Below are 9,525 nucleotides of genomic sequence, written 5' to 3'. Positions count from 1 at the left end.
TACAAATAGTGAAGTTGGTATTATTTCAGGAGCCTTAACATTCGCAATTGCAATTGGCTCATTATTAGCAGGTCAGATCACAAAATCTTTTGGTCTAATTAAATCATTTAATTGGTTGAACCTAATTTATGCGATTGGGGCATTAATCTGTGTGTTCTCCAATACTTACGTGATGCTCTTAATCGGGGTGGTTGTTACTGGATTAGCATCCGGTGCCGATTTACCAATTAGCTTAACCGTAGTTTCGCATGATGCGCCAGATGACAAGACGTCAGCTAGTCTAGTATCATCAACGCAAATTTTCTGGCAAATTGGGGTCTTTATGTCTTATGTTTGTGCGTTTATCGTTTCTAAGATGGCTGGTGCTTCCGGTGCTCGAATTGTTTTCTCAATCTTAGCAATCTTTGCATTGATTACTTGGGCATGGCGGACTTTTTCAGCCAAATTCCGTGTCTTCCATGAAGAAGGAGAACAACGGCGAATTGATCAAGAAGCGGCCTCAGATACCACAGAAAAGGTCTCAATTAAGACGGTGTTTGCAGGTGCAAACAAGTCACGGTTTATGGCATTTTTCTTCAGTATTCTAATTTTCTACGTTTGCTGGAACTTATTAGCAAATACGTTTGGCCAGTTCCAAACCTTCACACTTGTTCAAGCACATGCAAGTCAAAGTTTTGCCACGGGTGCCGGTATTGTCTTGAACTTCATTTCGCTGTTAGCAACCATGGCATTTGCCTCTGTTGCGGGTGGTAAGTATCGTAACAAATTCTTCTTAGTCGGAATTACGGTTCAATTTTTGGCAATGCTAGGATTAGCAATGAGCAGCCATTCATTATGGCCAATTGTTATCACGATTGGATGCTATAACATCGGGAATAATATTGCCGGCGAAGCGATGTATAAGGTCTGGACTCAAGAAGCCTTTCCTGTTGAAGTACGGGCTTCAGTACAAGGCTTTATCAATGGCTTTTCGCGGGTCTGCTGTGGATTGTTTGCATTGATCACACCTGCATTAGTTGTTCCTTCAGCGATTCGTAACACCATGTTTGGTTTTGCGGCCATTGTCTTCATTAGCTTTGTCGCTGGTTTGACGATGATGCGTTTGGAAAAGAAACATGGCATTAACAATTTTTAATTTTTAATCATGAAGAATTGAGAAAGTGAGTGAAAAGGATGGCTTTTACCTTTCAAATTAACAATGATGTTCAATTTGAACATCGTCAGGATTTCTTAGATAAGGCGGCTAATTATCGGCCGAAATTACAGCAAACCAAGGTGGCAGCCAAGTCGCTCGTAACTTTGGAACAAGACTCAGATGGCCTGGAAGGATGGGGTGTTAAGCAAGTGGCAACTGCGGATGAACTGCCGAACCACGAGCTAAAACGTGGTGACCAGCTCATCTTAGATTTTGGCAACCATCAAGTAGGCCAGTTCAGCATGAAGATTGATGCCGTTGGTTCACCAATGGATGCACCACTATTTCTGAAGTTGAAGTTTGCCGAAATGCCAGCTGAATTGGCACATAAGAGCGAGGATTATGATGGCTGGTTGAGTAAATCTTGGATTCAAGAGGAGTCGATTCACTTGGATACCTTGCCAACCACGCTCACGCTCCCACGCCGCTACAGTTTTCGGTATGTTGAAATTACAGTAGTGGATACGTCACCAAAATGGCGAGCGGTCTTCAGTAATCCGACGGTGAATGCGGTTAGTGCAGTAGATATTGCAACTGTATCGCAACCTAAACTTGCGGATGAACAATTGCAACATATTTATGAAGTAGGCCTTAAAACGTTGGCTGATTGTATGCAGGATGTTTTTGAAGACGGTCCTAAGCGTGATCGGCGATTATGGATTGGTGATTTACGACTACAAGCCTTAGCTAACTATGCCACATTTAAGGACACGGATCTGGTTAAACGGTGTCTATATTTGTTTGGCGCGATGCCAGCAACCGATGGACGGATTCCGGCAAACGTCTTTACAAAGCCAACAGAAGTACCAGATGATACCTTTCTATTTGACTATAGTTTGTTCTTTATCTCGATTTTAGCTGATTATGAAGCCTTTAATTCGGATAAAGCTGTCTTGGATGATTTATATGACGTTGCTAAAAAGCAGATTGATGTTGGACTCAAACAAGTTGACGAAGACGGTAAGTTGGTTTTGACGGAAGATGAACCTGTCTTTATCGATTGGTCGAATGAATTTAATAAGGATACTGCCGGGCAGGCAATCATGATTTATACATTGAAGCAATTCATTGCTTTAGCGCAACAAGTTAATGATCCGGATTTACCCACTTATACAGCGATGCTGGACAAGCTAGTTCGGTATGCTAAGACACAGTTATTTGATCAACAACGAGGACTATTTGTTTCTGGTGAGCAACGTGAAATCAACGTTGCCAGCCAAGTGTGGATGACACTAGCGCACGTGTTAGATGACGACCAAACGAAGGCACTCATGCAAACCACAGTTGCGCAATTATTCCCAATTACTGGAATTGCAACACCATATATGTATCATCACGTTACAGAAGCATTATTTGAAGCTGGCTTAAAGTCAGAAGCAATTCAACTAATGAAGGATTATTGGGGCAAGATGGTGGCTCTCGGGGCCGATACCTACTGGGAAGCCTTTGATCCTAATCAACCAGACTATTCACCTTATGGAAGCCCAATCTTGAACAGTTATTGTCATGCTTGGAGTTGTACACCGGTGTATCTAATTAATAAGTACCTCGTTTAGGAGGAAATAGACGATGGTGAACGAAAAAGTAAAATTAAGCAAAGCCAATGTGCTCTTGATAATTGTTGCTGGTTTGGCTTCGTATATGGATGCAGCCTTGTTAGTCAGTCTTGGTGTCGCCTTACCAATCTGGACAAAATATTTGTCACTCAACAGTTGGATGGTCGGCTTAGTTAGTACGATGCTGACGGTTGCCGTTGCTGTAGGATCATTTGTCGGTGGTTGGTTATCAGACCGGTTTGGCCGAGTCACGGTCTTCAATGCGGATATCTTCTTTGTGGCAGTGGGCTCGCTGATTATCGCAGTTGCCCACAATACCACTTTGCTGTTGGTTGGTGTCGTGATTGCAGGTTTGGCTTCTGGGGCTGACTTACCAACCTCACTGGCTGTGATTTCTGAACGGATGTCCAGTAAATTGTATGGTCGAGCGATTTCTTCCACACAGATATTCTGGACCGTCGGAATCTTGTTATCACAGTTTATCGGTTTTATTACTGCTAATAGTGGAATGGGAAGCCCAGCGGCGTTATTCGGCTGGATTGGACTTGTCGCCCTTGTTAACTGGTGTGTACGAGTCTTCTCCAAACGGTTTAAAACAATTGAAACTGACTTGGTTGTTCAAGAACAGGCTACTGAGGATTCAATGACGCAGACAACCAAAAAATATTCGCTACGTCAGCTGTTACACACGAGTGGCTTCTTGGTACCGATGATATTATTGACTGTTTTCTATCTATTTTGGAATTTACCTGCAAATACTTGGGGCTCATTTGTCAATTATTTTCTAGTAACAATCGATGGTCGGACGCAAGCCTATTCAACGATTGTGGCCCTTATTGCGAATATCGTTTGTCTACTTGTTAATTTAATTTATCTTAAGGTATCTGATACGAAATATCGGTACCCGGCGATGTATGTGGGTATTGCCGTCGCTTTGTTTTCATTTGTAATTGCCGGAATCTATAGTGATCAGTGGCAAGTCTTCACCGTCGTTTATATCTTCTATTCGGGTAGCACGGTACTATGTGGCGAAGCCTTATATAAGATTTGGAGCCAGACCTTCTACCCAGTTGATGCACGGGCAACCATGACTGGTTTTTCTTACGGTTTAGTCAGAGTTTTAACGGCTGTCTTTTCATTAGTTACGCCAACTTTGATGGGCTATTCACCAGAACTGTTATTGTGGATTATGGTCGGTTGTACGGTGCTCTTTGGAACCTGTGCAATAACAATTGTTATGATTATTAAAAAGATGGGATTAAAGGACCCAACAATGAAAACGGTTGCTAAATCGTAGTGGCTGTATGCTCCAATTGAAGCTCGGACAAGTGTGAGCTAGTGACTGGATAATAGCCGATCGATTTGAATGAGGAGGATAATTGTAATGAAGAATGAGGCCGTATGGCTATGGTATCCTGGCGATTTTGAAATTCACCAGGGAATGCTACAAAATTTCAAGCGTGAAGAGCGCGGCATGGGATGGCCTGCGTATTGGTATATTGATGACTGTCATCGTAATGTCAGTTTTAAACGGCATTATGAGTTGGCTCAAGCGACGCAATTTATTGTTTACGCACAAGGAACTGGATATGTAGATGTCAACGGGACTAAGCACCCACTAGGAAAGCAGATCCAATGTTCCGCGGGGGCAACTGATATTCAAGTGTTTGTTGGAAACGTCCAGGAATTACCTGCAATCTATATCGATGGGCAGGTCATTAAATCCGATGAGGGCTGGTTAGCTAGCAACTTTATCACGACTTTGCCAGCCGGTCATGATACCTTGTTTACACGCAAAGATCAAAACCCGAATGTGATTGTGTATCAGACTAAGACGGTTTCTCCAGTAGCACAACGAGCGGTAGACGGTGGTGTCTTATATGACTTCGGCCGAGCTGTTAATGGGACAGTGACTGTTCAGACGTCTAGCCCAATAACGTTATGCTATGGCGAATCTGAGACCGAGGCTCGTGACGTAGAGATGTGTTATTACAAACAAGAAAATGTGACAGCGACGACAGCGGTCCGTAAACGGGCATTCAGATATGTTTTTGTTCCTGATTGCCAATTAGGGACTGTTGACTTAACTGCAGTGCATGAGTATTTGCCAAAAGATAACCCGTCACAGTTTACCTCAGACAATAAGTTAATTAATCAAATCTGGCAGGTTGCCACCGAAACGTTGAACTTATGTAGTGACTTATTCTTCATTGATGGTATCAAGCGTGATCGTTGGATCTGGGCAGGAGATGCCTATCAAGCCAATTTCATTAATCAGTATTCATTTTTCAATGAAGATATTGATAAGCGTACGCTATTAGCTTTGCGTGGCCAGGATGATATTAAGCAGCATATGAATACAATCGTGGATTATTCAATGCTCTGGGTCATTGGTGTGTTAAATCATTATCAAATGACTGGTGATCGCGAATTTCTTGAAATCGTGTATCCAAAGCTTGAAAGCATGGTTCAATACTTTATTAACCAAACTAATGATAAGGGCTTTATCTACGGTCGTGACCAGGATTGGATCTTTGTTGATTGGTCGGAAATGGATAAACAAGGTACGGTGGCCGCTGAACAAGTTCTGTTGTTAGAGGTCTATCAAACGATTATGACGTGCGGGTCAGTCCTAAATAAGCCTGTTGATCGTTATCAATTGAAGTATGACCAGTTGTGGAAGAACCTCATGACCTATTTCTGGGATGACGAAAAAGGTGCATTTATCGATAGTTATGAGTCTGGCAAACGCCATGTGACGCGTCATGCCAATATTTTTGCCATCTTGTTTGATGTGGTCGATGCAGACAAGCAGCGTTCAATTTTGAAGAACGTTTTACTGAATGATCAGATTACACAAATTACAACACCTTACTTCAAATTCTTTGAGCAAGATGCGTTATGTAAATTGGGTGAACAGCATCGAGTTTATCAAGTCTTGCTAGATTATTGGGGCGGAATGCTCGACCGGGGTGCGGTTACATTTTGGGAAGAGTTTGATCCAATACAACATGGCAAGGAAATGTACGCCATGTATGGAGATCCTTATGGGAAGAGCTTGTGCCATGCGTGGGGTGCCAGTCCAATTTATTTATTGGGCAGACACTTCGTCGGATTACGACCAACCAGTCCTGGATATCAGACGTTTGAAATCAAACCAGAACTAGCGGAATTTAAGCAATTACAGACGGTGTTGCCGGTTAAGAACGGGACAGTGACAGTTGCCAAGAACGCTAACCAGCTGTCGGTTACCGCAACACGAGACGGGGGAACTTTAATTGTTAATGATCAAAAATTAGAGCTGCTACCCAATAAGACTGTAACGGTTGAGTTATAAATCTGCTTAGGTAATCAAAATGGTTTTAGTTGGAAAAGTCTTTTACTTACACCCAATTAGGTGCGAGTAAGTACGTAGTCTAAAAGTTAAAATAGTCACAGAGACCGTCATCGTAGTGTAGCTAACACTGTGATGGCGGTCTCTTTGCGCTATAGATAAAGCAGTTTTTTAGTTCGGTAGATTAATTTTGGTCATGGGATTAACGGTGCTGCGTCAGTATGCTTAAAGCACACATATGGTGACAAGCGCTGCCCAATAATTTAAGGTTTGATTGCTTATGTAAACGTTTTAGATGTAAAATGTAAACAAACTAATTAAGGACGTGATTAGGATGGTTAGTATCAGGGATATCGCAAAAATGGCAGCTGTGTCACCGGCCAGTGTTTCACGGATTTTAAATCATGATCAAAATTTCAGTATCAACGAAGAGACTCGAAAACGGGTCATAGATATTGCAAACCGAATGCACTATTCAAAGGAAGCCAGTAAAAAAGGACCTCGCTTTAATCATGATAGTATGCAGATTGGTTTGATACTTAGACATAATCAGGAATCTGAATTGAATGACCCGTATTTTCATGAGATTCACAGAGGAATCGAGCAGGAAGCTGCTAGGTGGCGGATGCGGGTGATAACGCCCTTTGGAATGCGAGATGAAAGTAAAGAATGGCAACGTTTAAAGGATTTTGGTGCTGTGATTATGGTTGGCGAAATGACCAATGAAGGCATTGAGAGGGTTAAACAAGTAAATAATAATGTCATTTTAGTTGACAATTATGCCGATCATCCAGGAGTTGATGTGATCAAAACTGATTTCGCAGAAAAAACGCAGGAAATTCTCGATTTGTTGTATAAGGATGGGCATCGAAAAATTGCATTTATCGGTGGGTACAATAGTGTTGTGCGCCCTGATGGAAGTGTGATAAGGGATAAACGGGAGGTCCGCGCGGTTAGTTACCGCAACTGGATGAAATTGCATGACCTACAAGATGAAATCAACATTCAAATTGGGCGATGGTCTGCGGAGGATGGCATGATGTTGGCAAAACAGATTTTGCAAAACAAAGACCGACCAACTGCAATTGTTGTCGCTAGTGATCCGATGGCAATGGGGGTCTACAAGGCAATTAGCAAGACTGGTTTAACTATTCCAGATGATGTTTCAGTTGTGAGTTTTGACGATGTTGAAATGAACCAATATTTAGTCCCGTCACTTTCTAGTGTTCGGATGGAGGCAAAAGAGATGGGCAAAACTGCTGTGAAATTAGCCCGGGATAGAATGATTGAGCCAAGTAATATGCCAATGCAGCTAATTTGTGCAAGCAAATTGATGATACGAGAATCGATAAAAAAATTAAAAAAATAAATTTCCTATTGTGTAAACGTTTACTAAACAAACACAATGTTCTTGTAAGCGTTTACATATAAAATGATAGGAGATCAAGACAGTGAAAAAATTCAGTTCTGGTTTTCAAGAAAAAATGTCTTCAGCTTCACAAGCAATTGGTAATAACCGGTACTTGTTAAGTTTGCGGGATGGCTTTATGGTGGCCTTTCCGGCGACTATGTTTGGATCAATTATGGTTATCTTACAGAATCTGCCAACAACCTTTGGCTTTGATAAAGTCATTCCAAAGGGTGTTAACACATTTTTGACGGATTTCTTTGGTCCTGTTAGTAACGCGACCATGTCAATTACGGCGATATTTATTGTCTTTGGGATTGCGTACCAATTAGCTGGTCACTACCATCAACAAAAAATATTTGCTGGTGCCATTGCACTTTCTAGTTTTATTATGCTGTTACCTATTGGCAATGACAGTAAGCTCGGCGCATTTATTCCAATTTCAAAATTAGGTGCGCAAGGGATGTTTGTGGGGATTATTGTCGCTATTATTTCGACTGAAATTTATTGTAAAATCAGCGCCGCAAATATCACGATTAAAATGCCAAGTTCGGTTCCGCCGATGATTGCTGAATCATTTGTTGCTATTATCCCTGGTGCGGCGCCACTGCTATTCTTTAATATTGTTCGTTATGCCTTCACCTTTACGAAGTGGGGAAATGCGGTCGACTTTGTTTACGAAATTTTACAACAGCCTTTGATGGGCTTAGGAAGTACCCTACCAGCAGTGTTGATTGCAGTTGCTGCAACTCAAATCTTTTGGTGGTTTGGTATTCACGGGACACTGCTTGTGAACTCAATTATTGATCCAATTATGGGTGCATTAGCAATTCAAAACTACGAAGCTTATAAAGCCGGTGCTACCCATCTCCCACACATTATCAACACAACTTTTATGGGTGTGTTCGTTAATCAAGGGATGCAATTAGGTTGCGCAATTGTATTTGCCTTCTTCTTAGCAAAATCAGTTCGAATGAAGAAAACGATGAAGATGGTTTTTGCACCTGCAATCTTTAACGTTTCTGAACCAATGACATATGGGTTACCGATTGTTCTAAATCCGATCTTATTCGTCCCATGGGTTTTAGCACCCTTAGTTTCAACGACGATTTCTTATTTTGCAATCACGATTGGATTAGTGCCACGGCCAATTGGGGCCACAGTTGTTTGGACGACACCAATTTTCCTAGCTGGGTGGTTAGGTACTGGATCTATTGCAGGCGCAATATTACAGCTGGTGGATGTCGTTGTGATGACTTTGATTTGGATTCCGTTTTTGAAGGCGATGGATCGTGAGTGGGTACAAGAAGAACTAAAACCAACGCCGGATGATTTAACCGAATAGGAGGATGATGGGGTTGAGAACCGATACGTTGTCATATAAATATCGATATCGAGCGCCAAGGGCGGAATTATATCGCACGCTTATTTCGGAACAACTCAAGTATTTTCAACGAACAGATGCAAGCATTCAAACACTTACACCTGGGACAACGATAATGGCTAATCTACAAACCAAAATGCATAAATTGATAACGCAAAATACGATGAAAGTAAACATCATGAAGACTGACGACACCTTTCAATTGGAAACGCAACAGCCTTCTGGCAAAATCATTCAAACCTATAAGTTTGATCGGGAACATTCAGGTGCCGATGTTTTAATTTATTCAGAACAGAACGTGTTTGAAAGTAGTCGTAATCAAATGAACTTTATGTTCTTTGGCTTGATGTACAAGTATTTTTATAATCGCGGTGTTAAGAAACGAATACGGTATCTAGATGATTTAGCACGAAGTACCGAATAATAAAGCGGTTGTATAAGGAGCTCATAACATGTGGTTGTGGGCTCCTTATGCGCATTGGCGATTGCTTTAAAATGACGGAAAAGGGATAACAGAAATGATAACAAATAGCATGACAAATAAGATGTTTGAAATAATCAACGGGCACACGTTCCACTTGCACAATCAGCGGATTAGCTATGTGCTCACGATTATGGAGAATGGACAGCTGGGTCATTTGTATTACG

At 41.6% G+C, this 9,525-nt stretch carries 7 protein-coding genes; all 7 read left to right on the top strand.

Translation table 11 applies throughout. From position 1 onward, the window contains the following. Positions 1 to 1,135: MFS transporter (locus KGF70_RS15685; protein ID WP_216786492.1), on the top strand; the 1,135-nt coding region annotated here is incomplete at its 5' end. A 38-nt stretch (positions 1,136 to 1,173) separates the two neighbouring features. Beyond that, on the top strand, positions 1,174 to 2,751 hold the full coding sequence (locus tag KGF70_RS15680; RefSeq protein WP_216769504.1) for an alpha-rhamnosidase: 1,578 nt from the start codon (positions 1,174 to 1,176) through the stop codon (positions 2,749 to 2,751). Positions 2,752 to 2,764: 13 nt separating this feature from the next. Next, positions 2,765 to 4,048 carry an MFS transporter gene (locus tag KGF70_RS15675; protein ID WP_216769505.1) on the top strand — a complete coding sequence of 428 codons (1,284 nt, stop codon included), beginning with the start codon at positions 2,765 to 2,767 and terminating at the stop codon, positions 4,046 to 4,048. A gap of 81 nt (positions 4,049 to 4,129) precedes the next feature. Further along, positions 4,130 to 6,088: an alpha-rhamnosidase gene (locus tag KGF70_RS15670; protein ID WP_216769508.1), complete on the top strand. Its 1,959-nt coding sequence runs from the start codon at positions 4,130 to 4,132 to the stop codon at positions 6,086 to 6,088. Between the two features lie 331 nt (positions 6,089 to 6,419). After that, positions 6,420 to 7,454, top strand: coding sequence for a LacI family DNA-binding transcriptional regulator (locus tag KGF70_RS15665; RefSeq protein WP_105921882.1), 1,035 nt, complete (start codon positions 6,420 to 6,422; stop codon positions 7,452 to 7,454). Positions 7,455 to 7,569: 115 nt separating this feature from the next. Next, on the top strand, positions 7,570 to 8,838 hold the full coding sequence (locus tag KGF70_RS15660) for a PTS sugar transporter subunit IIC (RefSeq protein WP_216769509.1): 1,269 nt from the start codon (positions 7,570 to 7,572) through the stop codon (positions 8,836 to 8,838). 13 nt (positions 8,839 to 8,851) lie between these two features. Beyond that, on the top strand, positions 8,852 to 9,301 hold the full coding sequence (locus KGF70_RS15655; RefSeq protein ID WP_216769507.1) for a DUF3284 domain-containing protein: 450 nt from the start codon (positions 8,852 to 8,854) through the stop codon (positions 9,299 to 9,301). The last annotated feature ends 224 nt before the right edge of the window (positions 9,302 to 9,525 follow it).

Origin of the sequence: Lactiplantibacillus sp. 7.2.4 (assembly GCF_018991185.1) — a bacterium.
GTDB lineage: Bacteria > Bacillota > Bacilli > Lactobacillales > Lactobacillaceae > Lactiplantibacillus > Lactiplantibacillus pentosus.
Note: the sequence above shows the minus strand (reverse complement) of the source record. Positions and strands in the feature narration are given on the sequence as shown.

What these genes read in the sequence shown, in the direction of transcription:
- KGF70_RS15660 (WP_216769509.1), top strand. Translation starts at nt 7,570, where the DNA reads ATGTCTTCAGCTTCACAAGCAATTGGTAATAACCGGTACTTGTTAAGT.
- KGF70_RS15675 (WP_216769505.1), top strand. Translation starts at nt 2,765, where the DNA reads ATGGTGAACGAAAAAGTAAAATTAAGCAAAGCCAATGTGCTCTTGATA.
- KGF70_RS15680 (WP_216769504.1), top strand. Translation starts at nt 1,174, where the DNA reads ATGGCTTTTACCTTTCAAATTAACAATGATGTTCAATTTGAACATCGT.
- KGF70_RS15665 (WP_105921882.1), top strand. Translation starts at nt 6,420, where the DNA reads ATGGTTAGTATCAGGGATATCGCAAAAATGGCAGCTGTGTCACCGGCC.